A 26,006-nucleotide genomic window follows, 5' to 3' on the forward strand; every position below is an offset into this window, starting at 1 on the left:
AAATTCTTGGAAGCAGCGAACCGTCCCCTGCTTCCTTCCATGTTCTACCTCCTAATGGAAGCATAGGGGCGGTTCTTTGCTTCCATCTGTGCCAAAATTATTGTGTGAAAAAGAATTCTTGGAAGCAGCGAACCGTCCCCTGCTTCCTTTAGCTACTTCCTATTTTCTTTCCTCTCAAAATACTCATGCAACCTGTATTCACAAATTTCCTTTGTAAAATAAAATAATATTTCCATATCAGACTTTTCTATATCAAAAGTAAGTTTAAAGATGTTATTACTAAACTTTACTAATCCCCTTGATGACCCACTCCACTTTGACATAGGCATAACCTTTATTTGATTTATTAACTTCTTTTCATCGTTAAGCCAATCACCTTTAGTCTTTTCCTTTGAAAACTCAATAGTAAATCTGTATTGCTTTTCTTGATAAAAATTCTTGAAAAATGGGGCTACTTGTTCAGCTGTAATTGGTAATGACCAGTTTTCAATTCCCCTCTGTAACATGGTAAGTAGAACAACCATTTTATATGCTCTTTCCATTCTTGTAGATTCTACTTCTTCTAGCCATTTCTTATACTTTTCATAAACAAATTTTTCTGGTTCCGTTAGCTCCTCAGCCCAATTCAAAAACCCTGCATACGACTTAAATTCCTGCTTGTATTCCTTAGATTCAGAACTTCCATATAAATGTAGTTCCAAATATGTAGGTCTTTTCCCTAACTGCTCTTTTAAATCTTGATAAGCATACAATAGTTTTTCTTTTCTAGGCTGCCGTTTTTTCGCTAATTCCTTAAATAAATTAATTACTTCTATGTCTAAGTTCATCTCACATGTAGCTGGAGGAATAGGAAGAACGATTCTTGTATTATTTGTCTCTTTTCTCCCTGTATCAAATAATCGAAGCTTTAGATCGGCATTTCGATAATTCCCGATTAAATCAATAATGGTACAGTTTGTTTTGCTAGGATGAAGCCTTAATCCTCTACCAATTTGTTGCGTAAACACAGTTAAAGATTCTGTTGGCCTTACAAAAAGCAATGTATCAACTGATGGAATATCAATCCCTTCATTAAAAAGATCAACTGTAAAAATGGCATCGATTTCTTTATTTTCAAGCTTGGATATCACTTCTTTTCTATCCACACCACTTGAACCTGAATGAAGAGCTATCGATTTATGACCACGGTTATTAAAATAGTTTGATAGAAATACTGCCTGCCTAATACTTGAGCAGAAAACTAATGTTCTAGATTGCTTATATTTATTCCAAGCATCCAGTATCCTTTCTGCCATATCATTTCTCAGTTGAACAGCTAAGAGCTCCTCTTGGTCATATTTTGAACCAAGCCACTTAACCTTTGAATAGTCAGTCTTATCATATACCCCATAATATTTAAATGGCGATAACCAGTTATGTTCAACAGCTTCAAGAAAGTGCATCTGAAAAGCTACATTCCCATCACAAATTCCATAGATATCTTTATTATCCATTCGATCTGGTGTGGCTGTTATACCTAATAAAAATTGTGGTTCTAAATATTGAAGAATACGCTGGTATGTAGTTGCTGCAGCATGGTGAAATTCATCAATTATAATTAAATCAAAGTCATCAGATTTGAAAGCATTTAGATGTTTTTGCATACTTAAGGTTCCAACAGAAGCAAAAATCATATTAGCACTCGAATTTTTTTCATGGCCATAATAAAGACCAGCTGTTTTATTAGTAATTACCTTTTCAAAAGAACGTTTCGCTTGAAATAATATCTCTTCGCGGTGGGCAATAAATAATATCCTCTGAAATTTTTTTGCAAAAAATGCCGCAAGATAAGTTTTACCGAGACCCGTAGCTAAAACCACCATGGCCTTGTTATAACCATCTTCAATTAATTGATTAAGAGAATTTAATGCATCTTCTTGGACAGGTAAGGGTTTGATGGTACCATATTCTATAGGAGGATCTTTAATTATTTGGTCTGTTGAACCATCTTCCTGTTCTTTATTTATAGGAAACATTAGCGTTTTTTCTTCTAAACTAGACCATTTTTTCGCCAATTGTGGATGCTTTTTATGAAAATTTTCATAGTTTTTCTCATAATTTTTTATTGTTTCGATATTCACTGGGATCGTTTGCTCATTTAAAAAAGTTGAAATGAAGTGATCCATTGCATCTTGGAATGTTATTGGTTCTACCGATTCTTTCATTGCCAAATTCCACTCGATCCCTGACGTTAATGCAGATCTTGACAGATTAGAAGAACCAATAATAAAGGTTCCATCCTCTTCATTTTGAAATATGTATGCCTTTGGATGAAAGGAAACCCCATTGCTACGAAACATCCGAATTTCTATGTTGTCATTAATTGTTGCAAGCTCCTTTAACCCGTCTGGCTACGTGATGTACAAATAATCCCCGGTACAAATTTTAATATCAGCTCCACGATCTACAGCATCTTTTAATTGATGCTTAATTAAATCCACACCTGATTTCATAACAAATGCAGTTAGTATGTAAATGGTTGTTGCATGTTCAATGCCATCCATAATACTATCAATTATATTTTCCGTAATTAATTCAATTTTCTTCATCGTTAACACCAATTAAAAAAATCCTTTTGTCAAACCCTCCACGTTCATTTGCCTTTTTTTCTCGCACCTTTTCTAATTCATCAAATGTTGTGCCATGTATAGCCGCAAGTGAATGTATAATTTCAAGGAGATCTGCTAACTCTTCAATACTGTCTTTATCTGTTGATGCTTCCATATACTCAGACAATTCTTCATGAGCCTTTTTTCGGAGTTCAGCAATAAATTCCTCATTTGAAAGGATTTTCGTGTTAGCGATTTTCCCACTTTTCATAATAATCTCAGGTATATGATTTCTGACTAATTTATTGTATTCAGGCATGTTGATTCCCCTTTTCTTTATGGATATTGAACCAAATTAGGGATTGCTTTTCGGATTCCACCTCTTGGGTCTTCAATATCTCCCTTATAGCGAGGGATTAGATGAAAGTGTAAATGGTTAACTGTTTGGCCACCATAATATCCAATGTTAACGCCAATATTATATCCGTCAGGTCCATACTCAAAATCTATTTTGTTTTTACCCTCTTTTATTAGTTCATGAATAGCAGCTATCTGTTGAGAAGTTGCATCAAAGTATGTTTCGACATGTTTTCTTGGAATGATTAACATGTGACCCTTTTGAATAGGAAATTTGTCATAAATTGCAAAAGCAAAATCATTTTCAAATAGAATTTGATTATTATCTAGTGTACAGAATGGACATTTCATATCGGTCACCTTCTTAGTTCCTTATGTAAATATTACCATTCCTTTAACCTATTATAAAATGCAATTTATCTTTTTCACATAAACAATCATAAAAATTGATCAAGAATACTATTTGATTCCTTACCTAAAAATACAAGATTCCTTAAATCCTATCCTAACCACTAATCTAAATATTTTAATAATTCCCACCCATTTACAGTAATAAATATGATATCTTTTTAGTATTATTTTAGGAAAATCCACTTAATAATATTTTTAAAAATTTAATAAACTGTTGTTATTTATATTTAAACAACAGTTTATTAAATTTAAATTTTTACTAGCATTTTTCAAGAAGAAATAAACCCCATCTCCTCCTCAACACGCACCAACACAACAAAAGGAAATTCTTGATTATAATAATACCCAGTCTCATTTCTATATCTCTCGGTTTCAATGACATCTGGTATACCACAGCTATCTAATTTTCCTTTTATTCTACTGATTGTCCTTATAAAAGTATTCGGTCTAACTTCCTCATCAATGAACGAATGCTCAAATAGGTGTCGGAGAGAAATTCTTGTTGCAGGGTGATTAATATTAGTTTTCGTTAATAAGTACCGGATGATATCCCCCTGCCTCTGATTTAATTCAACAGTGTCTCCATTGAAAAAAATATTTATCCTCCGATCTCCAAAGTAGAGAATAATCGTATCTAGTTTTTCTTGGGTGATGAGTTCTTCACATTCTCTTTTGGAGCATGTTGAAATACCTTCTGGGCAAATCTTATAAAAAGCATTATTTTCTAAATACTGTTCATTCTCTTCTAAGCTCGGATACAATGATGAAAATTCGTAATTTGGAAGAGGGTGTGCATTTGTGGATACCAGTTTTTTTAACTTTTCATGGGTATCTTTTGCAATATATAGAGCGCTGTTGGTTAAATAAAGATGAGCGTTTATCAATTGTTTTTGATCTAATTGGTATCTAGTGGAAGGATAATATTCCTGATTTATAGTGGCCTTCTGGAAATAATGCAATGCTTCTTCAAAATTATGATGCTTGTAAAATAAAAATCCTAAACGATAAGCAGCTATTGGATTATTCCTGTCATATCTCAAGGCCTTTTCTAAAGATACTATTGCCAATTGGTCGTCCTTTTGATATTCCATTTTTAGAAAAGTACCATAGTGAATTAAATTGAAAACAAGTTTTTTAGTAACATACTCTAGATACCTCTCCTCTTCCGGTTTCTTTTGATACCTTAATCTTCGATACATTTCTTCATGAATTTTGATTTTTCGAGGGAGTGATGAAAACTTATTTACTTCCTCGAGATTATGAACCTCTTGTTCAAGCTCTTCTAATTCCTCCCAGGTTAGTTCTTTTAGCTCCAATTGGTTCTCCTCCTAACGTTTTAAGCATTTATTTCTTATATGATTTAGATAATAAACAGCCTTCACTTTGTTATTTTATTATCCTTTATCCCACATAAATCAGAAGAAGCATTCAGACTTTTAAAGCTTAAGAATGCCTCTTCACGTTTTGACTGATAAAGATTTAACTTATTGTCTTTACAACAATGTTTTATGCTTCATGTTTTTTCTTCCAACCTTGTGATGTGCCTAAAATTCTTCCTCGAAAAAGTGTATTTCCTCTTCGCTGAATCGTACGGAGTACATTGTTTAATTCTCTCGTACTTTGAAAAATTCCTTCTATTAACTTTACTGTTCGATAGCAAGCATCCGTATCCAACGTTTCTGCACTGGTGTGTTCATTTTGATATCCAACAGATAAATTCACGCTTTGAATTCCATGAGATGCCCAAATTCTCGTGTCACTACTTCCTCCTGATGTGCATTTCCAATCTTCCATTCCATTGTTCCTGGCTACTTCTTCAATAAACTCACCATATCTCTCATCACAAAAAGAGAAATATCCACCACACGATGTAACAATATCTCCGTTTCCACGTCGATCTACTACAATAGCCGCATGCGTTCCCCAGAGGAAATATTCATCTACATTCCTAGCACCATTTAATCCAATTTCCTCCTCGACTGTGAAAATCCACTTTACTTTTCCATTGAAACGAATTGTTTGAAGTCTCTCGGCTAACTCTAATAGAACCGCTACTCCAGCACGATCATCTGCTCCTAAAATTCCATTGCTGCTAGACCAGGTACCATCTTCTTTGAATATTACTCTACCATCTTCAAATATATCAACGGTATCCAAATGAGAATTTAGTAGAATGGTTGGCCCCTGACCTGTACCGTATGAAGTTTCTGCAAGAATATTTCCGTATCTGTCTTCTGTAATATAGTCAACAAATGGTTTTATTGTATCCATTACATATTCACGAATCCTCTCCTCGGATCCACTCTCCCCTTTAATTGATAAGCATGTATCAAGCTTTTGCAGAAATAGCTGCTTCTTTATAAAGTCAATTTCCTCCATTAACCAATCCTTTTGAATTGCTTTTAGTTTTTCTGCTAAATCAAGAAGATCCTTTCTTTCTATATTAAATCTGATATAACGATTTCTAATGAAAAATCTACCGATACCAATTGCTTGAAATACCCTACTGACCTTATCCATCTCAACCCACTCAGCAAACCCTATGGATGGTCTTGTCTTTTCATGACCGTCACAGCATATATTGGTATGAAGTCCGAGTCGGTTTAATTGTCTAATAACGCCAGCAATATAAGTGTCGAGCTCTCTTATTTTAGGTTCTTCCTGCCCTGGTCGAAACCATAGCCCTTCTCCACGACCTCTAAATTTGAAATCGAGACATTTTATCCAGCGGTCTTCAGAAATTGGTTCATCATTAATTGTTAAAGTGTCATTTTCATAGCTATATTGAATAGAAAGCTTTTCTAATCCCTCTAAGAGAAAATCCATATTTTTTTCTGTTTCCCCTATACAATCAAAAACCCTTAAGCTTTTCTCCTCCACCATAAACCCATGACGAATAAATAATCGATTCCAATCTTTCATTTGATCATCTCCCTTTTGTTTATGGATTTATTTTACTCTTGTTGCGGTGACACCCCTGTCATCTCAAAAGATTATTTGTTCTTCCCTCTTTTCTCGAATCGATCGATAAACACATAGTAGATGTAATTCCCATATCCACTTTTAATTTCTAGCCCCTGTTTTTCTAATTGCTCCCACAAATACCTGTCTACAGAAAACGGGCTTCTATCCTGAAGAGTCGCTAGTTCATTTTCTGTTATAGTAACTTCATAGGAGGACTCATTATTTTTAATCACTAATCTATAGTCCGATAGTTTCATTAGAATGCCGTAAAATGTCTCATCCCATTCCTTCATCTCCTTTTCCATTAATTCCACCACGTAAAGGAGGAATTTTTCATGATCCATTGATTTTGACATATACCCTCTAATCCAACCTTGTACGTTCATCTTCAAACCTCTCCTTTTATCCTTATTTCTTAATAAGGCATCAAGAAAAAAGGCCCCTTGTTGCAAGCGTGAATGCAACAAGGGGCCTTTATAGTCCGACGTTATCATTCAAAGCAATGCTTTGCTGGATGGAGCACCTTACCACTTTCGGCAGGTTGCTGTGAAGTCATTGAGCCAGTACTCTCGTTCACTCTTGATAACCTTATTAACTTATTATCATTATATGATGAATGTCGGAAAAAATGAAAGTTGTAAGACTAAATTTGTGTATATACGTCCAATTCAAGATTTACTTTTTGTGTGTTTGAAGTATTTTTTTGGAAGCGGGGAACCGTCCCCTGCTTCCTTAAAAGCAACTAAACGATTGAATCTGACGTAAGCTAACTCCTGCAAAAATCCATCTAAATCCCGTCCAACGATAGCCTGCAACAGAGGTACGACCTACAAAGGTTGGATAGAACCAGAACTGTTGAAAACCTCTTAGCCATACATAAGTGAACCTAAATAAGCAACCTCTAATACCTCCAGGATCAACCGCAAATGCTGTTGCTTGTTGTTGAGGTACAAAAGAAGGAGGGGCAGAAGTTGGTGGTCCTACATTTGGACCTTGACCAGGTGGTCCAAATGGGGGCTGGCCTCCTGTTGGGCCTTGGCCTGGCGGTCCAAATGGAGGAAGCCCTCCTGTTGGGCCTTGACCAGGTGGTGAGAATGGCGGGAACCCCCCACCAAATATTCTTTCACCATAAGCTCCAGAATAATCATTCCACTCATCATATGAAGGCCAATACAATTCCTGACTATATGGGATATAATCATACATTTGAAGATAATTTGGATACATTAGATACTCTCCTCTACTCAATTCTCATCACATCCTATTCAATAGTCATTTACCTATCAACTTGTACCCTCAAAATGTGCATTTACCTACTTTCAGGAATATTTTCTAATTGATATTAGGTGATTACACAATCAGCTAGGGTATTAACCTCTCACCCCTTTTACTCAGGCTAGTCTAAACAAATGGACAACACTTTTCTAACAATCCTTCAAGACTGGATTAATGGTTATTTATGGTCCAACCACTAAAAGTATCCCCCGCACAAACCAGTCCCTATAGAGTAATCGTTTTGTGTCATTAAAACCTATAAGAAATGCAAAAACTCGTCCGTTAAATAGACGAGTTTTTCATATAAATTTTTGTTATAGTAATTTGCTTCTACTACCCTCTAATGAAACCCCGTTCCGAACGTATCTAGACAAAGGATTATGTTTTGTGATATTTTATTACAATAATGATTTATTTTTTCTACATATTTATAAAACGATGAAGAGAAAAGTAATTTTTGGTATAATTGATAGCGTGTCAGGGACGGCGAGAACCTGGCGAAGAAGTATAAGTGAAAAACACCTTTGAGTTCTAACCAAAAGGGATATCTTTAGTAGGCTTAGACGTTACCTGCACGTTAATTGACTGGGTTAAGCAATATTTGCTTTAAAGTTGGTCATATCATGACAATTTGGTTGGTACCGCGGAAGTTAGCCTTTCGTCCCTTTTTGGGGATAAAAGGTTTTTTTATTGTGAAGAATTACCATAAGGAGGATACTTATGATAAAGACCGTAGTAAAAGATTTATTCAGAAATCAAGATAATTTTAAAGACACAACTGTTCAAATTTCAGGCTGGATTCGTACTCTTCGCGATTCCAAAACCATTGGCTTTATGGAAGTAAACGACGGAACATTCTTTAAGAGTGTACAAGTTGTTTTTGAGGATACCCTTGATAATTTCAAAGAAATTACGAAGTTACCTATTAGCTCTTCTGTTAGGGTAGAAGGTGAATTTATTCCAACCCCTGAAATGAAGCAGCCCTTTGAGATAAAAGCAACTAAAATTGTTGTGGAAGGATTATCAGATACAGATTATCCTTTACAAAAAAAGAGACATTCCCTTGAATATTTAAGAACAATCGCGCATTTACGTCCGAGAGCCAATACCTTCTCAGCCGTTTTCAGAGTAAGATCTCTTGCCTCATATGCTATTCATCAATTCTTTCAAGAAAAAGGATTTGTGTATGTACATACTCCGATTATTACAGGAAGCGATACAGAAGGCGCCGGAGAAATGTTCCGTGTAACTTCAATGGATTTAAACCAACTTCCAAAAACTCAAGAAGGAAAAGTCGATGACAGTGCTGATTTCTTCGGCAAAGAGACCAACTTAACCGTTAGCGGTCAATTAAATGCGGAAACCTTTGCGCTTGCATTCCGTAATGTGTATACCTTTGGTCCAACCTTTAGAGCAGAAAACTCAAATACTGCACGACATGCCGCAGAATTCTGGATGATTGAGCCAGAAGTTGCTTTTGCAGAATTACCGGATATCATGGACCTCGGGGAAGAAATGGTCAAGTATGTCATTCAATACGTTTTTGAACAGGCGCCTGAGGAAATGAACTTCTTCAATAGCTTTATTGATAAAACACTTATTGAAAGATTGAAGAATGCATTGGAATCCGACTTTGGAAGAGTTACCTATACCGAAGCTGTTGAATTATTAAAGAACTCCGGTAAGAAATTTGACTATCCAGTTGAATGGGGAACAGATCTACAAACGGAACATGAACGTTATCTTAGCGAGGAAATCTACAAGCGCCCTGTCTTTGTAACCGACTATCCGAAGGAAATTAAGGCATTTTATATGAGAGCAAATGATGACGGCAAGACAGTAGCTGCAACGGACCTATTAGTTCCCGGTATTGGCGAGTTAATCGGAGGAAGCCAACGTGAGGAAAGAGAAGAAGTCCTTGCCAATAAAATTAAAGAACTTGGTATGACAGAAGAAGATTACTGGTGGTACCTCGAGCTTAGAAAATACGGTGGTACAAAACATTCTGGCTATGGAATTGGGTTTGAACGACTTGTCATGTATTTAACAGGTATGAAGAATATCCGCGATGTCATCCCATTCCCTCGTACACCAGGTAATGCAGATTTTTAATTAGTTAGCTATAAAAAATAAGCAATAGAATGCTGTGGCATTCTATTGCTTTTCATTAGATGTTATCCAAAATTTAGGTATCTACTTTTTCTCATCATTAGTTTTATTTTTTGAGTTCTTATACGTAAGAACCACAGCAATTGCTAATCCAAAAGCAACCCAAGGAAAAGCAGCATTAAAAAATTCAATCATAAACTAATCCCCCTTCCAAAGTAAGTAATATAAAAACAAATGACAATGAATCATCATCCTCGGTTTTAGCAAGAAATGCATCTAATATTATTTTACAGTTAACCCACTGTAATTACTTTTTTTGTTGTGATATATTCATGAACAAATCCGCTCTGATACTATAATAACTTCACCAGAAAATGGTATTCATCCTTCGTGCTGAACGCCATTTATAGAGAAATATTTTGTTACCAATTAAAAACAATCATCAAAATCATTGAAATAAGAAACGCAACAAAAAAGAATAAAAAGTAATAGGATTTTTCTTGTTGTGATTTATGTTTTTTTCATAACCCTTCCAACCAATAAATATACCAAAAAACATGCCAATAACACCGATACGTAAGATAGATATTATGTATTCAAATATAGGTGTATATGTAGTGATATACTCACCATTATTGATCTGTGTAACCTCTTTATGTCGACAAACAGGATAGAAGTTGCCAATCCAAACAACAAACCGTAGATCCCTGCTTTTACCAATCTTCTCTCCATTCAATAATTCTCCTTTTATCCCCTTCAATAATATTCTATTTTTATTATCGTTAACCATCCACTGGTCATGCCTAAGATATCATCGCTATTTATAGAATCACTTTCAGGTATGAAAAGATTTAGTTTAATTCATTTGATTATTATATTAAAAATAAGATTTATAGAAAAATATATTATTATTAAGCGTTTAGCAAATAAGCGAGAATACTTATGGAATTTACAGATCTAGCAAAAATCAGACGCTCCGCTATTAATTTTCAGTCTGATTTCCTAACCTTATACTCAAAACAGTTTTTAATTTTGCGGGTTCAACCTTTCTAAAGTCTGAAATATATATTTCTCTATGTTGTAATGAAGTTCTTTCAAGATGATTATTTTTAATAAATTCATTCATTAGCTCAAAGCTTTGAGGTTCATCGTCAAATGGACCTACATGAAGCATTTGTACGGATAAACCATCTTGATACGTTCCAAATGATGCATCTTTTAGGAATGGATGTGGCTTCTTTTTTTCTACATGGCCGAACGCTCTCTCTACTACTTCCTTTGTAACAAAATCAGGTTGACGAATCATAATTGTATACATTAATTCATCTTTATTTAATTGATCTTGCCTTCTCCCCTCTTCTGTTAAGTCCCAAATTCCTTCTAATGGATAGACCGTATATTCAAAATAACCATTTGGAGTGTATCCTTGCTTCGGCATCATTCTGACTGCATAAGCCAATGAATAAAGAACACCTATCCTCTCGGCAAATTCCTGTTCATTTGGATTTCCTTTACCGTTTATCATGAAAAACTTCTGTTCCGGAATGGTTACAATTTCAGGTTTTTGTTTTGGGATATAAAAATTCTTCTCTTGTTTTCTCCATTCGTATTTCATCATTTTCATTCCCTTCTCAATTATTGCCTTCTCTTTTCCTATTATAATAACGTCAGCCAAAAACAAGATCCTACTATCCCTTGAGGGTAGGCGCCTGTTTCTATAATAAAAAATGCTTACTCCTTTATTAAAAACCAAATTAGGAGTAAGCACCACTTTTAATTTAGAACATTAAGCAAATACTTCGCTTATTTTCATTAAATTATTTCTTGCTTCTATATATTCTTGATAGAGCTTTTCAACAAACTCTCCTGCACCTGTAACCTCGTTAATAACGCCGATTCCTTGGCCGCTTCCCCAAATATCCTTCCAAGCCTTTGCTTTCCCATCTCCACCAAAATTCATTTTGGATGGATCGCTTTCAGGAAGATTTTCAGGATCTAAGCCTGCTGCACGAATGGAAGGAGCAAGATAGTTTCCATGAACACCTGTAAATAAATTACTATAAACAATATCATCAGATGTACATTCAACAATTGCTCGCTTGTATTCCTCTACTGCACGAGCTTCATGTGTTGCGATAAAAGGAGAACCGATATAGGCAAAATCTGCACCCATTGCTTGGGCAGCTAGAATTGACTTCCCATTCGCAATAGAACCTGCTAATGCTAGTGGACCGTCAAACCACCCACGGATTTCCTGAACTAAAGCAAATGGACTCTTGCTTCCTGCATGTCCTCCTGCACCAGTGGCCACGGCAATAAGACCATCTGCTCCCTTCTCAATAGCCTTGTGGGCATACTTATTATTAATAACGTCATGTAACACAGTGGCCCCGTAGCTGTGGGCTGCAACATTTACCTCCTCGCGTGCCCCAAGAGAAGTGATAATAATAGGAACCTTGTACTTTACACACAGCTCCATATCATGTTCAAGCCGATCATTAGATTTGTGTACAATTTGGTTAATCGCAAATGGTGCGGCTGGACGATCAGGATTTTTCGCATTGTAATCAGCAAGCGTCTCCGTAATCTCGGCCAACCATTCATCTAATTGTGAGGCTGGTCTAGCATTCAATGCTGGCATAGAGCCGACAATTCCTGCCTTACATTGTTCAATCACAAGCTTTGGATTACTAATAATGAAAAGTGGTGATCCGATTACTGGAATTCTTAAGGATTTAAGGATAGGTGGTATGTTTGACATTTTTTTCTCCCCCAATTTCAAAACATATTTACTGAAAAAGATAAAAAAGAAGGACCAAGGATTCTTTTTATAGAAGTGGAAAATACTTTCAAATAATCCTTCTATCTAGAAATACTATATTTATATGGTTGTAGTCAAATAATTTTTCTAAAAATTATAAAAATAGATGACAATTCTATTTTATTATTGGATTATATTGGAAGGTTTCACCCTTTGAAAGATATATACATTCCACCGTTTTACCGCAAATTATGCTTACTATTCCTTCTACTCTCCCTCTTAATGCCTTATTATAGACAAAATTTTTTGACTTTTAGTGGTAAAATAGAGTTATAGATTTGATCTCTACGTGGAGGAACTAAAGATGAACGTGAAAAATGAAGCAAAATCATTCGAACTAACGATAACAAAATTGGTTCCAAATCAAGTATTAGAGGAGCTGCGAACATCTGAAGATGGATTAACAGCGGAGGAGTCAAATCAAAGACTCAATCAGTATGGAAGAAACTCTATTAAGGAAAAACAGGGAAAATCTCTATATTTGAGGTTTCTTGCTAACTTCACTTCACTAATGGCCATTCTATTGTGGATTAGTGGTGGAATTGCCTTTGTTGCGCAAATGCCTGAATTAGGTGTTGCCGTTTGGTGTGTCAATGTGATTAATGGGATATTTAGCTTCATTCAAGAGTATCAGGCTAGTAAAGCAACAGAAGCCTTAAAGGGAATGTTATCTTCTTATGCCAGGGTCATACGGGACGGAAAAGAACAGCAAATTCTTACCGATGAACTTGTACCTGGTGACATTTTGCTGGTTGAAGAAGGAGATAAAATTGCAGCCGATTCCCGTCTGATCCAATCAAGTGAAATGCAGGTCAACCAATCTGCCCTAACAGGAGAATCCAATCCTGTGAGAAAAATTTCCGATGCTATTCACCAGGAGGATTTAACGAGCTTTGAAACACCCAATTTAATCTTTACTGGTAGTACGGTTACTAGTGGCTCCGGCAAGGCAGTGGTCATTAAAACCGGAATGGAAACAGAGTTTGGAAAAATCGCGAATTTAACCCAAAATGTATCGGATGAATTAAGTCCATTACAAAAAGAATTGAACCGCTTAACGAAACAGATTTCACTGATTGCCTTTGCTATTGGGCTTACATTTTTCCTACTTGCTATTTTCTTTGTAAAAAATCCCTTAGCGGAATCCTTTATTTTCGCTTTAGGAATGATTGTTGCTTTTATTCCAGAGGGTTTATCCCCTACCGTTACGCTTGCCTTGGCACAGGGCGTAAAACGAATGGCGAAAAAGCATGCGCTTGTGAAAAATCTATCATCGGTCGAAACGTTGGGATGCACCTCAGTCATTTGTACAGATAAAACCGGAACATTAACTCAGAATGAAATGACCGTTAACCATATATGGCTGCCCGATCGAGAATTAGAGGTCACAGGCACCGGCTTTGCTCCTGTAGGGAAAATCTTAGATAAGGGAAAAGAAATTACTTCAGTATCTAACTCAGCATTAAAACTAATTTTAACAGCGGCAAGTCTTTGCAGCAACGCAAGAGTGGTTCCACCAAATCAAGAGAATTCAAGGTACACCGTTTTAGGAGACCCAACGGAGGCTTGCTTAGGAGTAGTTGCTGAAAAAGCTGGACTTCTAGTTGAAAATTTACAAAAGGAACTGCCTCGAGTCCGTGAATTGCATTTTGACTCCAGAAGAAAAAGAATGACAACGATTCATCAACTCATTCAGCCGGTAAACGGGAAAAATCGGGCTGCCTTTACAAAGGGAGCTCCGAAAGAACTTGCTGATTTATGTGAGTGGGTATACGTGGATGGTGAGATACAACCATTCACAGAGATGATGAAACAAAACGTGATGGCAGCAAATGACAATTATGCCCGTTTAGGTTTACGTGTTTTGGCGGTTGCTGTCCGTTATATAGGAAAAGATGACCCAGATATTCCATCTAATTTAAGTGATTATACACCTGAAAATATCGAAAAAAAGATGACCTTCATTGGCTTAGTCGTGATGGCAGATCCTCCTAGACCGGAAGTAGCTGACGCTGTAGCCAAATGCCACCGTGCTGGGATTCGGATTATGATGATTACGGGTGATTACGGATTAACAGCTGAAAGTATTGCCAAAAGAATTGGAGTGGTAGTTGGCGAACATCCCCATGTCATCTCAGGAATTGAACTAGAAAAAATGTCTGACGAAGAATTAAGCTCAGCACTAAAAGGGGAGGTTATTTTCGCCCGGGTCGCCCCTGAGCAAAAATACCGCGTGGTGGATAGTTTACAAAGAATGGGAGAAGTAGTCGCGGTTACAGGAGACGGCGTCAATGACGCTCCTGCTCTAAAAAAGGCAGACATTGGAGTGGCTATGGGGATATCAGGTACTGATGTTGCAAAGGAAGCAGCCGATATGATATTGACCGATGATAACTTTGCCTCCATCGTCCATGCGGTTGAACAAGGTCGTGCGGTTTACAACAATATTCGGAAGTTTTTACTTTATATATTAAATAGTAATATGCCAGAGGCTGTCCCTTCAGCGTTTTTCTTATTTTCGAAAGGAGCCATTCCCTTGCCATTAACAATCATGCAGATATTATTTATCGATTTAGGAACCGATTTAATACCCGCATTAGGCTTAGGCTCAGAAGAACCAGAAAAAGGGATTATGAACAAGCCTCCAAGAAATTTAAAGGAACCATTATTAAACAAAGGAATTATTATTAAGGCGTTTTGTTGGTATGGCCTTTTAGCTTCTATTGTTTCCATGAGTGCTTATTTCTTTATCAACTACACCCATGGTTTCTCATCAGGAGACTTCGCATCAGAAGACAGCACCATTTATAAAATGGCAACAACAATGACCCTAGCCGGAATCGTTTTTAGCCAAATTGGTGCAGTGATAAACTGTCGTACAGAAAAGCAATCCGTTTTTAAGAAAGGACTCTGGAAAAACCCTCTTGTAAACATTGGGATTGCATCTGAAGTCACTTTCCTTGCCTTGATCATGCATGTTCCTTTATTACAAAAGGTTTTTGGAACAGAACCAATTGGTATGAAAGGCTGGGTACTCCTTTTCTGTATTCCACCGATAATTTTATTGATTGAGGAAATTCGAAAGGCTTTTACCAGAAGATTGGCACGACACTAGGGTGAAACGATAATAATGGAAAAGGGTGAAGATCATGAAGGTCATTATTGTTGGATGTGGTTATCTGGGTGCTTGGTTAGCGATTCATCTACAGACAAAAGGCTATGAGATTACTCTAATTGATAAAAAGTCAGAGGCTTTTAAAAAGCTTCCCAATGCCTTCCATGGCGAAACCATAGTTGGACATGGGATTGATAAAGAGGTCTTGGAATCAGTTAACATCCATATGGTTGATGCCGTCATAACTTGTACGAATAGTGATGAAACCAATGCTTTGTTAGCCCGAGTGGCCAAAAATGAATACATGGTCCCTAGGGTTATCGCAAGGATATACGACCCAAGAAAGGCTGATATTTATCAAAGCTTTGGGATTCAGACCATTTCCCCTATTATATGGGGAGTTCACAAGGTATCTGAATTATTAAGCTATAACCAATTAGACAGCGTTTGGAGTTATGAAAATGGTGACGTCGAGATGATTCGAATCGAAACTCCCCCACTTCTTATTGGCCATCCGTTAAGTGAATTAAGAAGGATCGGTGAAGTCGAAATAGTAACTATTGTTCGTGATAATCAAGCTTTTATCCCAGTGACAGGTACCGTTTTAGAAGGTCAGGACATTCTTTATTTGATTGTGGCCAGGTCTTCAATTGATAAGCTAAAAATAATGTTAGGTCTAGAATAGGAGGAGAATCGGTATGAACGTCATCATTATCGGCGGCGGTCAAACAGGTGCACATATTGGGCGGGTACTTTTAAACAATGCTTTAAATATAAAGATTATAGAATATCAAGAAGCACATGCCGAAAGCTTGGTAAAGGATTTTTCTAAAGAAAGGGTCATTCATGGAAGTGGTACAGACCCTAATACGTTAGAAGCAGCGGGCATCAAAACAGCAGATGTTCTTGTTGCTGTTGCAGGAAGTGATGAGGTGAATTTGGTTGCCTCCACCATTGCCAAATTTGAATTTTCGGTACCCCGAGTCGTTGCGAGAGTGAACAATCCTCGCAACGCTTGGCTTTATAACCGTGATATGGGTGTTGACGTATTAATTAACCAAGCGGAAATCATGGCCCAAATGGTCGTAGAAGAAATGGATATGGAACACGTGGCAACCTTAATGAAGTTAAATCGTGGAAATCTTTCCATTGCAAAAATAACCGTAAATGGGGAATCCAATGCTATTTCTAAAGAAATCAAAGATCTGAATATTCCCCCTAAATGTGTATTAATCTCCATCCTAAGAAATGCTGATGAAGTTGTCATTCCGCGTGGAAACACAATTATTGAAGCAAATGACCAAATTCTATTTCTAGCGGATCAATGTATGGAGAAAGAAATCAACCAGATCTTTTCGTTCTAGTCTCTATGAATAGATGGGGATTGGTATTATTTAAGTATATTCGAACACTCATGCCTTTTTAAAAAGTGACTGCCCCAACCATTTTTTACTTTTGGTCAGTCACCTTTTTTTCTATATAATTTAAAAATTATAAATATTATCTAAAATATTCGAAACCTTTCTCTTCATTCATTCGTATCTGTATTATTAAAAATATATAAGAGGACTGATCTTCATGCATATTCTTTACTGGATTGTTGGCTCTGTCATTGTTCTCTATATTCTGGCTATGATTCCTCTTCAATATCAATACATTTCTGAAATGAAGGAATTGAAGAAGAAGAAAAAACAAACGAATGAACAAATCATTGATGATATGAGCTTTGAAATGCAGCAGTTAAATTTTAACATGCAGGGAAGTTTCATCAATTGGCCTTCCGCAATTATTGCGACGTTCATTTATAAGCTTCGTCATCGCCATGATTAGCAAAGTTATAAGACTTATCATATGGCAAGATTAGGCTCCTGGATCTGCTGATTCCAGGAGCCTTTAAAAAATGTTACGTTAATAATCATTGTTGATATTGTGACGATAAAAACAACCTTTTATGCTTATAAACAATGATTGTCACAACCCCAAGTAAAACCCCAGCTATCACAAATACGATCCTCACTCCCATTAAATCAGTTAAAATACCCATGATGAAAGATCCGAGACCAAATATTCCAGTCTCTATAGCTCCTAAAGAAGTGTAAACCGTTGAAAGCTGTTCAATCGAAACACTGGTTTGAATCACGGTTTGTTGAGGAATCATTTTGATTTGAGCAAACATCCCGATTCCAATGGAAAGGAAAAGCGAGATCACAGGAATACTATTTAATCCAAAAAGAATGGTTATCATAGAGGATGCAAGTGAGCCTGTAAATATAAAGGAAGCGAGATTTTTTTCAATAAAGGTTGAAAATCTGATGCAAAACATGCTACCAATCATTAGACCTACAAAGTAAGCCCCATTAATGAATCCCCACCATTTTTCACCGACATGGAGAATCTCGCTAGTGAAAACATATAAAATGGCAGCAATCCATACTGTTCCTGAGATGGTTTCGAGAAAATAGATAGAGGCCATTTTTCTGAGAACAGGAGTTTGAGATAGTGTTTCCCATCCCCTTTTCAATTGTTTAATCTGCCCTTCTGACTGTTGGGTTTCATAGATAACATTCTCCAGGAAGCTCAACATGAAACTTGACAGAAGGAATAGTCCTCCAACAAACCAAATCAGCTGATTCGAATTCATAACCAATAAGAACAAGCTACCAACAAACCACATAACAGCTTGAATAACTTGCGAGAATGTTTCTACTAAGCCATTTGCTTGGATAAGGTGTTCTTTTTTCACATAATGTGGAATCAAGGTTTGTCTAATGGGATTGGAGCAGCCATCAAGAAACGCAATCAGACTGATTAAGATAAATAACCAGTATAAGTTAGCTAGCGTTATTTTTACCATAGCAATGCCCACAATAAAAAGAATGATTGTTTTCCCTATTTGCGAGCAAGTCAACAGCCATTTTAGATTGACTTTACCAATTAAAAGCGGTGTAAATAGGCTCGAAAGGAACATCGATGTAGACACGATAAATGGAACAAGCGCTGCTGCTGATGCCGATTCCGTTATAGAATAAATGGTGCTAATGACACCAACTACATAGAGAATATCCCCTATATTAGCTACCGATTGTCCTAAAAGTAATAACGTGAAATTTCTATTCCATATCATGTTTTATCCCCCATTTTGTTAAATCTTTTCTAATGGGGGTTTTTAAATTGGACTATTCATGGGTATCCTCCTTTTTGGCAGATAAATCTGGGGGAGTGGATTTATCTTGATTATCCAGCAAAAAACCTTTACCTCTTTGGATATGGTTATTATTTTAAAAATACACTTTTCCTATTTAAATGTAATTTACTTGATGTTAGTTGGATCATTATCTCTTCCAATGCAGAAAGGGTTGCTACAGAACAAATAATATTCATCCATACAGTTGTTGATATTACGGGAAGCATGATTGGAAATAAAAATAATAGTAGGCCTGTGATTTTGTTTGCATAGGTGTGAATGCTTGCAAAGGTTTTGTACTTGAGCCAAGCAATCATCATTGAAGTGATTCTTATTAATCCAATGACTATAATCCAACTAATAATTGGTGTGGAAGGCTTTATGATTGGAATTAAGATAATGAGCAACACCACAATCATCGTTAAATCAGCAATTGAATCAAGTTTAGCGCCGAAGATGCTTGTTGTCCCTGTCTTCCGTGCGATGAATCCATCTAACATATCAGTCAATCCACATATTAGATAAAGGATTAAAAAGACCGGGCCTAACGGTTCTACCAAAAGCATCATTAAAGAAAATAGGATTCTACTTATTGATAATAAATTTGGGATAGATTTCATGGTTACCACCTCAATGAGATTTGGAGACGGTTTTATTGTCCATCGGCCACAATTTTTGGTGTTCATGTTGATAAGTTTCTACAATATCATTTTAATACTAAACAAAATAGATGCGTTACTATTTCTTAGATAATTATTGGCACACCGGGAACAAGAACTTTTAAGACAATGGTGTATTGTAACTTTTAAGCGTAAGAAAAAATGCGGCTCTTTTAATAGAAGTTTTCCCACCAAATGTCCCATTTTTCTGTTCTTCTATAGCATCTGAATTTGAAATGTAAAAAATATAACTTCAGTATGGGTTCTTTGTTGTAATATCCTAAAATGATTTTAATAAATATTTTTCTGAATAACTAACCTCTCCAACGTATCTCAAGTAATCCATTTTCCTTTATCCTTCTTCAAACAGCTCACTAGGTATTATTTTTTCTGATGTCCTAGGGATATAAAAATTTAAAGGTACTTTGTCTTCTTGAACCTCTTCTACGATTTCCAATGGTTCGTTTTGTATTGGTAAAAACGCAAGGCCCTTCCCTTGTGCAACAAATTCTTGAATAAGAGAATAGGAATCTACTAGATGAAGATTACTTTTTGAAAGGCCATGCCCCTCCATGAATTGAATAGTATAATTCCTAAATGGGCATTGTGGATCATTGCTTACAAAGAAGTACTCCTTCGAAAAATCAATATTAGGCTTTCCTTTAGCCTTTTGTAAGGCCATCAAAATTGTTGAACTGAATACCTTTTGAAATGCTGGGTCGTGATAATTTCCATAAGTTATAACCATATCTACCTTCTGTTGTTTTAGCAACTGCTGCAGCTGTAGGCTATTTTCCATAAAGATTTGATAGTTTTGAAAATGATCATTTATACGGTTAATTAAATAATTAGCCAAAATCGATTGGGTTGTCGCAATTCGATATAACTCATGTGACTTCTTGATTTCTTTTTTTGCTTCATCTAACAGTTTTAGTATTTTTTCAGTATAGTTGCATAGAATTTCTCCTGATGGAAGAAGAGAAATTCCTTTGTTGTTTCTTTGTAGGAGTGAAGTTTCTAACTCTTGTTCTAATTTTTTGATTCTTTCGGAGACATTGGGTTGAACATAGCCTAGTTCTTTAGCCGCTTTACTTATTGAGCCTTCTTTCACAACTGTTTGAAAAATGATTAGGTCATTTATTTCCATACAATCAACTCCTTGTTACCTATCATTTTAAATGATATCATGCATCATTAATACCTATTTTACGTTTTATTAAACGAGAGATATGATTCAATTATAAGGAAGAAGGAGGGTGATCCACATGATTGGAATGCAATATAAAATTGTACTACCAAGGGATTATGATATGGAGATAATTAGAAAAAGAGTTCAAGCCAATGGACATAAGACAGATGGATTTCCGGGTCTACATTTTAAAGCCTATTTAATCACCGAGGCAGGGAAAAATGGAAATTTATATAATTGCTATGCTCCATTATATATTTGGAAAGAGTCACAAGGCATGAACCAGTTTATCTTTGAGGGTTTTTATGACAATATTTTAGATTCATTTGGGTGGCAACAGATAAATATCGGTGTTCCTTTTTCTATGAATCTGGACAAAGATTTTCACAAGAGTAGATATGTCGTTGAATATGCGGGAAATATTCCTGAAAGTAAATCGTTAGTCAATCCATTATTTCAAACAGGACATCACTTTGTAAAAAAAGCAGAAGGAAGCTTAGGGGACCTATTAGTTTATAATCCAGATAAATGGGGCTATAGTCAATTTAGTTTTTATCAAGAAAAACCAACAATCGAATCAATTGAACACCTTACAGTATATGAGATTTTACACGTCTCACAATAAGGCACTGGGGTTGGAGTGTCTGGGACGAAGGGACAGGTGATTTGTCCCGCCGACTCTAGCCCTATCCGTACTTGATTTAATAAAATAAGGCTTAATTAATACTGATCATTCTGAAGAACAATTCTCCACAATAACATCAGCGCAATTTCCATAAAAAAAGTTATCTATTCAACTACCCTATTTCCCCAAAAACCTCTTTTGCTACTTTTTCCAGCTTCCCTATTAACACAAATTCGTTCTTTAAAGGTGCAATGGCTTTCACGATACTAGCATAATACCAATGCTGGTCGTTTCTCCCTCGTTTGAATCGATTCCACGTCTCTTCTCCGATTGCTTCCAGGTCGTCTCTAATACTACTTAGGTTATGTAATTTGTCTGCAGTGATGACTTGAATTTCTTCTAGGCTCGCTTCTTTAAGAAAATTTATTGTATGCTGTTTACGATCTTTCCAAGGCAAGCTTTTGTCGGGTTCGGATGCAGCACGGACTAGATTGGCAACCAATGCTCCAAATTCCTCGGTTAAATCCTCATACGTAGTCTCCGTATCCTCAATCGTATCATGAAGAATTCCCGCTGCAATTACCTCATCCGAGCAATTGGCCTTTTGCAGCAGCATTCCAACTGCAAACGGATGCGTAATATAAGGGATTTCAGTCCCTTTTCTAGTCTGCTTCCTATGGGCAGTTGCTGCAAATTGAATGGCTTTTTCAATCATAGTCATTCTCATTTCCCCCTCATCGAACGTAAGATTTTTTATTAAAATGAAAAACGCTCGGTTCTCACCAAGCATTTTCGTAATATTTTTCAAAGCTTTTACCTCTATTATGTACATTAATCATCATGATTTTTCCATAAGTAATTGTCTTAACTGTCCATTTTTCAATTGGGATAAGGTGTCCGTTCCTGATTTCTCACTTTCTGAAACACGACTCCTCTCACAGTTGTCCAACTCAACGTAATTTACTTGGTTACGGCCGTTTTTCTTGGACTTATAGAGTGACTGATCAGCTTGTTCGATAGCATCGTGTAGTCGTGAATAGTCAGGTAGATTGGATACCCCAATAGAGACAGTAAGTTTGATTCTATGCGCAAGGTCTTCTGTGTAGAAGGTTGTTTTTTCCATGTCCATGCGTATGTCCTCAACCAATCGAATCATATCACTTTTGAAAAGAGCACCAGCAAAAATAATAAATTCTTCCCCACCATATCTCCCAATAATCGTATCTACCTTTGCGTGCTTCTTGGTGGTTTCAGAAATCACACTTGCAACCTTTTTTAATATAAAATCGCCATTTAAATGTCCATACGTGTCGTTAATTGGTTTAAAATGATCGATGTCAATCATTATGATATATTTATATTTTTTGGAAAAAGAATACGACTTAACATTCGTCTCAAAAAAACGAATATTGAAAAGGTCTGTTAAAGGGTCTCTTTCCGCATAATACTTTAGTTTGTCCCTCATTCGTAATTCTTTTTCAGTATTTGTAATAAAGAAATTTAATGTAAAACCGGTCAATAGAAAAGATACCAGTCGAATAAATACAATTTCAGTAAAAACTGCTAACCCATCCGGTACGAAAAAAATAACTGGTACATCACAAATGAACCATCCGGTTAATATTAACCAAAAGAGTGTGGGAAGTTTGATGTTCGGTGATTCTATGACCATTTTTCTAAAAATGATCCCTGCGAATACTGGTAATATCAATCCGAAAATGACCCCTGGTATGGCTCCGTCTCCTCCCATTCCTAGTCTCCAAAGTGAGGTTATGAAAACAGCAGGAATCACATATTTACCGCCCCATTTATAGGCAAATAAGATAAGTGGTATCATTCTTAAATCTAAACTGTAACCACCATATTTAATAGGAAGATAAAACATAAGAATGACAGCTACAGAGATAACCGCAATCATCGATACCGGAAAAAAATCCCAATCCTTTTTTCTTCTCCTTTTTATTAACATGTCGAGACATAGGTGCATTAAAAATATTATCGCAATATTTGATAAACTTGATTGAATAATATCCTTCATTACTTACCCACACCCCACCTTGTCCAACCTATGTTCTCAAATGGTATTGAAAATAACTGTTATCTAATAATAATTAATACAAGTAAGAATTATATGAGAGCGTTTCGATCTTATAAAGTATAAGAGTTATTCATTTAGTTATCTTTAAACCAGTAATAAAGGCCTTTTCTAAATATATAAACCAAACGATTCAGAATAATTATACAAGAATACAAATAAATATAATCTAAATACAATCTCTATATTCCATAATATTCTATTCCTTTTCTTGTTTCAACCTCAAATGGAACTATTTTACCAAAGTTACCGAAAGTTTCATAATTTCATAGGGATAAGGGAACAGGCATATTATCACAATTATTTCAGGATAGAATTCCAATTACTTATTAAGTTTTCACAAAACGAAGGAGATGCTTTAAATTGAAATAATGCAACTCATAAAAAAAAGCCCCATAACGGAGCTTTTTATTTTCAAATATGTAGTAGCCGCCTTTGCCGTAATCAAATATAGAAAGTTTTAAACCACCACTCCTCAAAGTGGGTGTTCGCAGAAACATTCTTGCTTGTCATCCTTGTCATATAGACAGATGCATGTCATTCCTGTTTCAATCTGAAACTCCCTATTACAGCATAAAGGTTAAAACTTATTAAGCTTACGAACAAAGCAGCTAGTGAATTAATAATAATATAATTTCCCCTCTAACGCAATGGAAGAATTTAGTGGGGGCGGTTAGTCTATGTGGTAGGTTTTTGGTGAAAAAGATGAGTTTGATGATAAGAAAGGTTATTACTGTCCCACAACCTGCTCTTTTTTCTTGATTTTCCTTTGGTTCTTTTCTTTCTTAGAATACAATGTTTTTGCTGCCCCAACTACTCCTGTTGGAAAACCAAGGATAACAATCACATATAGAATACCAAGAAAAATATTCCATCTCTCAAAAATTGGGTAATCCATCGCCAGTTTTGAAAGTACATCTTGAATATATTCTATCATCCCCGAACCAAGGATAGCCCCTATAAGGGTACCAATTCCACCAATCATGGTCATTAAAAGTGCATCCAATGTAATTTCTACCGAAAATACTGATGTATTTACAAATCGTAAGGTTAATACATATAAACCTCCACTTACTGCAGCAACTACCCCAGCAACAATACTCGAGATGACTTTGTAATGGATGGTCTTAAAGCCCATTGCCTCTACACGCCGCTCATTTTGAGATATTGCACGCAACACTCTTCCCACGTTTGAATGGGTAAATATCCAAAGAGACAAAAATATTAGACCAAGAGTTATTAATGAAACATAATACAATGAAAGCCGGTCACTAAAAATATGCGGTACCCGGAAGGTAAAGCCATCCCCTCCATGAGTCAGTGTCCTCCATTTTTCAGCTGTCATAAGAAATAATTGTGAAATTGCCAAAGTAAGCATAGCATAAAAATGACTTTTTAATCTTAATGACAGTAAGCCAATCATATAGCTAATTAAGGCAGCTAATACAATCGAAATACCTAGACCAATCAATACGCTACTCAATGTAGGCTCATTTTTATCCAACATGATAGCCACACTATATGAACCTATCCCAAAAAACATACAATGACCAAATGACACAATTCCTGTATAACCAAGTAGAATATCATAACTCATTGCAAAAATAGCAAAAATAAAAATTTGGGTAAATAATATAAGCATACTTCTAGAATCATTGGCAAAGGGAAGCATAAGTAAGCATATGAATATCATTACTCCTACAATCATTGGAATTCTTTTTGACAGTATTTGCACCACTAGCTCACTCCTTTTTCACCAAACAGTCCTGTTGGTTTAAATATTAAAACACTGATAAGCATGAGCATATTGATTGACATGGATAAATCAGGAAGATAATATGCTACAAAAGACCCCAAGATTCCCACTATAAGTGAAGCAACAGCTGCACCTTGGACGCTTCCAAGTCCCCCGATAATGACCACAACAAAGCTTAAAATAGCATATTGCATTCCCATATCCGCAAAGATAACACCGGAATATGGAGCTAGTAAAGAACCACCCAATGATGCCATTCCAGCACCTAGTAAAAAAACAAATGAAAAGACTAATTTAATATTAATACCAAGGGCCTGAACCATATCTCGATCATTAACCCCAGCACGAATCATCAGCCCAATTTTTGTTTTTTTCAATAAAAGTAGCAGGCCTAAATATATTAGAATTCCAATAACGATTACAAATATGCGATATTTAATAACAGTAATATCGTTCAGCATTATACTTCCTTGCAGCCATTGAGGAAGGTTTACTTGAATGGGATTTGGACCCCAAATTAATTTAAGACATTCACTTAGGACAAGCATCCCACCAAGGGTAACGAGTAACTGACGAACATGATTCCCATAAACAGGTCTAATCAGTACTTTTTCCAAAAACCACCCAAGCAACATCCCAATCAAAACTGCCCCAATTATTGAAATAAGGAAGTTTTCAGTCATTCTATACAACCATACGCTCGTAAAAGCTCCCCAAGCAAACAATCCACCATGTGCAAAATTCAGTACACTCATCAATCCAAAAATTAACGAGAGCCCTGACGCCAATAAAAAAATCAACATACCTGTCGAAAGCCCATTAATGGTAAGGTTAACGAATCCATCCAACCATCATTAC

Annotated in this window: 22 protein-coding genes, 1 other RNA gene, 1 pseudogene and 1 riboswitch; of the genes and pseudogenes, 6 read left to right on the forward strand and 18 right to left on the reverse strand. The window is 36.0% G+C overall.

Going from position 1 to position 26,006, the window contains the following annotated elements; all coding sequences use genetic code 11:
- Positions 1-152: 152 nt before the first annotated feature.
- The 7 genes and pseudogenes from BQ6100_RS11825 to BQ6100_RS11855 form a co-directional block, all read right to left on the reverse strand.
- Positions 153-2,588: pseudogene (locus BQ6100_RS11825) on the reverse strand (DEAD/DEAH box helicase family protein).
- Positions 2,575-2,907: a nucleoside triphosphate pyrophosphohydrolase gene (locus BQ6100_RS11830; RefSeq protein WP_075981813.1), complete on the reverse strand. Its 333-nt coding sequence runs from the start codon at positions 2,905-2,907 to the stop codon at positions 2,575-2,577. The pseudogene BQ6100_RS11825 and the gene BQ6100_RS11830 overlap by 14 nt, the downstream one beginning before the upstream one ends.
- Before the next feature lie 17 nt (positions 2,908-2,924).
- Positions 2,925-3,296: an HIT family protein gene (locus BQ6100_RS11835; RefSeq protein ID WP_075981814.1), complete on the reverse strand. Its 372-nt coding sequence runs from the start codon at positions 3,294-3,296 to the stop codon at positions 2,925-2,927.
- 329 nt (positions 3,297-3,625) lie between these two features.
- The gene (locus BQ6100_RS11840; protein ID WP_075981815.1) at positions 3,626-4,672 is read right to left on the reverse strand and encodes a hypothetical protein; all 1,047 of its coding nucleotides are present in this window, start codon (positions 4,670-4,672) and stop codon (positions 3,626-3,628) included.
- A gap of 190 nt (positions 4,673-4,862) precedes the next feature.
- The gene (locus BQ6100_RS11845) at positions 4,863-6,278 is read right to left on the reverse strand and encodes a M20/M25/M40 family metallo-hydrolase (protein ID WP_075981816.1); all 1,416 of its coding nucleotides are present in this window, start codon (positions 6,276-6,278) and stop codon (positions 4,863-4,865) included.
- Between the two features lie 71 nt (positions 6,279-6,349).
- On the reverse strand, positions 6,350-6,706 hold the full coding sequence (locus BQ6100_RS11850) for a hypothetical protein (RefSeq protein ID WP_141770147.1): 357 nt from the start codon (positions 6,704-6,706) through the stop codon (positions 6,350-6,352).
- A gap of 98 nt (positions 6,707-6,804) precedes the next feature.
- Positions 6,805-6,909, reverse strand: a riboswitch (SAM riboswitch).
- A gap of 143 nt (positions 6,910-7,052) precedes the next feature.
- On the reverse strand, positions 7,053-7,547 hold the full coding sequence (locus BQ6100_RS11855; protein ID WP_173719844.1) for a hypothetical protein: 495 nt from the start codon (positions 7,545-7,547) through the stop codon (positions 7,053-7,055).
- A gap of 768 nt (positions 7,548-8,315) precedes the next feature.
- On the opposite strand from BQ6100_RS11855, the gene asnS reads away from it, so the two are divergent.
- Positions 8,316-9,707, forward strand: coding sequence for an asparagine--tRNA ligase (gene asnS / locus BQ6100_RS11860; RefSeq protein WP_075981818.1), 1,392 nt, complete (start codon positions 8,316-8,318; stop codon positions 9,705-9,707).
- A gap of 445 nt (positions 9,708-10,152) precedes the next feature.
- Here asnS and BQ6100_RS11865 read toward each other — a convergent pair whose 3' ends face one another.
- The 3 genes from BQ6100_RS11865 to BQ6100_RS11875 all read right to left on the reverse strand — a co-directional run bounded on the left by BQ6100_RS11865 (position 10,153) and on the right by BQ6100_RS11875 (position 12,465).
- Positions 10,153-10,464 carry a hypothetical protein gene (locus BQ6100_RS11865; RefSeq protein WP_159433153.1) on the reverse strand — a complete coding sequence of 104 codons (312 nt, stop codon included), beginning with the start codon at positions 10,462-10,464 and terminating at the stop codon, positions 10,153-10,155.
- Positions 10,465-10,686: 222 nt separating this feature from the next.
- On the reverse strand, positions 10,687-11,379 hold the full coding sequence (locus BQ6100_RS11870; protein ID WP_315970019.1) for a GyrI-like domain-containing protein: 693 nt from the start codon (positions 11,377-11,379) through the stop codon (positions 10,687-10,689).
- Positions 11,380-11,490: 111 nt separating this feature from the next.
- Entirely contained in the window at positions 11,491-12,465 is a 975-nt protein-coding gene (locus tag BQ6100_RS11875) for an NAD(P)H-dependent flavin oxidoreductase (protein ID WP_075981820.1), read from the reverse strand.
- A 364-nt stretch (positions 12,466-12,829) separates the two neighbouring features.
- Here BQ6100_RS11875 and BQ6100_RS11880 point away from each other — a divergent pair, with 364 nt between their 5' ends.
- The 4 genes from BQ6100_RS11880 (at position 12,830) to BQ6100_RS11895 (ending at position 17,470) form a co-directional block, all read left to right on the forward strand.
- Complete coding sequence (locus tag BQ6100_RS11880; protein WP_075981821.1) at positions 12,830-15,640, forward strand: cation-translocating P-type ATPase; 2,811 nt, start codon at positions 12,830-12,832, stop codon at positions 15,638-15,640.
- A 34-nt stretch (positions 15,641-15,674) separates the two neighbouring features.
- Positions 15,675-16,325: a potassium channel family protein gene (locus BQ6100_RS11885; protein ID WP_075981822.1), complete on the forward strand. Its 651-nt coding sequence runs from the start codon at positions 15,675-15,677 to the stop codon at positions 16,323-16,325.
- A 13-nt stretch (positions 16,326-16,338) separates the two neighbouring features.
- Positions 16,339-17,004, forward strand: coding sequence for a potassium channel family protein (locus BQ6100_RS11890; protein WP_075981823.1), 666 nt, complete (start codon positions 16,339-16,341; stop codon positions 17,002-17,004).
- 214 nt (positions 17,005-17,218) lie between these two features.
- Positions 17,219-17,470, forward strand: a complete 252-nt coding sequence (locus BQ6100_RS11895) for a DUF3949 domain-containing protein (protein WP_075981824.1) — start codon at positions 17,219-17,221, stop codon at positions 17,468-17,470.
- Positions 17,471-17,555: 85 nt separating this feature from the next.
- Here the strand turns inward: BQ6100_RS11895 and BQ6100_RS11900 are convergent, their stop codons facing one another.
- The 3 genes from BQ6100_RS11900 to BQ6100_RS11910 form a co-directional block, all read right to left on the reverse strand.
- Positions 17,556-18,764: an MFS transporter gene (locus tag BQ6100_RS11900; RefSeq protein WP_075981825.1), complete on the reverse strand. Its 1,209-nt coding sequence runs from the start codon at positions 18,762-18,764 to the stop codon at positions 17,556-17,558.
- Between the two features lie 149 nt (positions 18,765-18,913).
- Complete coding sequence (locus BQ6100_RS11905) at positions 18,914-19,444, reverse strand: CDP-alcohol phosphatidyltransferase family protein (RefSeq protein WP_075981826.1); 531 nt, start codon at positions 19,442-19,444, stop codon at positions 18,914-18,916.
- Between the two features lie 391 nt (positions 19,445-19,835).
- Complete coding sequence (locus BQ6100_RS11910; protein WP_075981827.1) at positions 19,836-20,630, reverse strand: LysR family transcriptional regulator; 795 nt, start codon at positions 20,628-20,630, stop codon at positions 19,836-19,838.
- 118 nt (positions 20,631-20,748) lie between these two features.
- On the opposite strand from BQ6100_RS11910, the gene BQ6100_RS11915 reads away from it, so the two are divergent.
- Positions 20,749-21,297, forward strand: a complete 549-nt coding sequence (locus BQ6100_RS11915; RefSeq protein ID WP_075981828.1) for a DUF4865 family protein — start codon at positions 20,749-20,751, stop codon at positions 21,295-21,297.
- Positions 21,298-21,469: 172 nt separating this feature from the next.
- Here BQ6100_RS11915 and BQ6100_RS11920 read toward each other — a convergent pair whose 3' ends face one another.
- The 5 genes from BQ6100_RS11920 to BQ6100_RS11940 form a co-directional block, all read right to left on the reverse strand.
- Positions 21,470-22,018 (reverse strand): HD domain-containing protein, encoded by a 549-nt coding sequence (locus BQ6100_RS11920; RefSeq protein WP_075983547.1) that lies wholly within the window; start codon positions 22,016-22,018, stop codon positions 21,470-21,472.
- A 117-nt stretch (positions 22,019-22,135) separates the two neighbouring features.
- Positions 22,136-23,335 carry a GGDEF domain-containing protein gene (locus BQ6100_RS11925; RefSeq protein WP_075981829.1) on the reverse strand — a complete coding sequence of 400 codons (1,200 nt, stop codon included), beginning with the start codon at positions 23,333-23,335 and terminating at the stop codon, positions 22,136-22,138.
- Between the two features lie 479 nt (positions 23,336-23,814).
- Positions 23,815-24,009, reverse strand: a non-coding RNA gene (ssrS, locus tag BQ6100_RS11930) — 6S RNA.
- 113 nt (positions 24,010-24,122) lie between these two features.
- On the reverse strand, positions 24,123-25,082 hold the full coding sequence (locus BQ6100_RS11935) for a branched-chain amino acid ABC transporter permease (protein WP_075983548.1): 960 nt from the start codon (positions 25,080-25,082) through the stop codon (positions 24,123-24,125).
- Positions 25,083-25,129: 47 nt separating this feature from the next.
- Positions 25,130-25,996 carry a branched-chain amino acid ABC transporter permease gene (locus tag BQ6100_RS11940; RefSeq protein ID WP_075981830.1) on the reverse strand — a complete coding sequence of 289 codons (867 nt, stop codon included), beginning with the start codon at positions 25,994-25,996 and terminating at the stop codon, positions 25,130-25,132.
- Positions 25,997-26,006 lie beyond the last annotated feature (10 nt).

This window comes from Bacillus massilinigeriensis, from assembly GCF_900117315.1.
Taxonomy (GTDB): Bacteria; Bacillota; Bacilli; order Bacillales; family Cytobacillaceae; genus Bacillus_BE; species Bacillus_BE massilionigeriensis.